Annotated in this window: 1 protein-coding gene; it reads left to right on the top strand. The window is 58.4% G+C overall.

The annotated features are described in order from the left end of the window. A partial coding sequence (locus tag ABJK56_RS04785; protein ID WP_347243524.1) for a hypothetical protein occupies positions 1–1,256 on the top strand: 1,256 nt, incomplete at both ends.

Below are 1,256 nucleotides of genomic sequence, written 5' to 3'. Positions count from 1 at the left end.
CATACGCGCAATGGATTACGATTGGGGGCCGCGAAGAAGGGGGCAAAAAACACGCGGGCGGCACGCCGGTCCAAATTGACGACCAGGGGCGGATTCTGGCCGGACCCGCCCCGCTGGCCGGGAAAAAGATTGACGAGCTGAAACGGCCAGCAAAGCAACTGCGGATGTTCGGACTGGGCGCGGAACCTGTCCTGGAAAAACGTCGCCCGGAGCCACGCAAACCGCCGAGCGTACGACAGCGGGAGCTGCCCGGGTTCGAGGCCACGGGCGTGCACACAGGGTCACGCAAACAGCCGCTTGAGTCGCAAATTATCCCCCACACAGTCGAAGTACTGCCCGATGGCCGCGTTAAAGGACACGCCCTACTGTCGGTTGATGATCTTTCGGCCGACCCCGCGCGGTTCCAGTATAAAAGCGAGGGGATCGACCCGAAAACCGGCATCGGCGCAGAGTTGAAGGAAGTGCAGGTGTACCGGCCGGAGTTCGGCGGGCAGTTGCTTGTCTGGCGGGACCCAAGGGATGGGAAAAACTACGTCATAAATGGTCACCACCGCTACGAACTCGCCAAGCGAAGCGGGTACAAAGGGGCAATACCGGTCTATTTCATCGACGCAAAAAATGAAAGGGAAGCCCGGGCCATCGGCGCTTTAGCGAATATCGCTGAAGGCCGGGGGACGGCGCTGGATGCTGCAAGGTTTATGCGGGAATCCGGACTAGGCCCGGAGGACCTCGCGAAACAAGGCATCAGCCTAAAAGGCAATATCGCTCGACAAGCCATGACGTTGCGACATCTAACGCCGCACTTGTTTAACGAGCTGCAGTTCGGGCGGCTGACTGAAGGCCAAGCGCTCGCCATCGGGACCTATTTGTGGGACGAGCCCGATCTTCAGGAGCAACTCTTTAAGGAAATGCAAAAGCGCGGCCGGTTCAGCGTCGAAGAACTCGAAGAAGTCGCGCAGGAAATGAAGTCGCTGTCCCGCACCGAAAAACAAATGACACTGTTCGGAGAGGAAGAGCAGCGCCGGTCTTTAGTCTGGGAAAAAGCCGCAATCAAGGCCAACATCAAGCGGCGAATCGGCGAACAACTCCGGGCCTTCAGCACCGTCGCGCAAGAAAAAAAGGCGGATATTCTCGCCCAGGCGGGGAACGTCATTGCGAGAGAGGAAAACGAAAGGCGGAAACGAAAACTCGAAGAGGCGCAAATGCTCTTCGACATCGAAGCCAATCGCGTGGGGGAGATCTCGCGGATTCTCAAC

Source organism: Thermogutta sp. (genome assembly GCF_039793925.1).
In the GTDB taxonomy this organism is placed as follows: domain Bacteria; phylum Planctomycetota; class Planctomycetia; order Pirellulales; family Thermoguttaceae; genus Thermogutta.
This window is presented reverse-complemented; position numbering and strand designations above follow the sequence as displayed.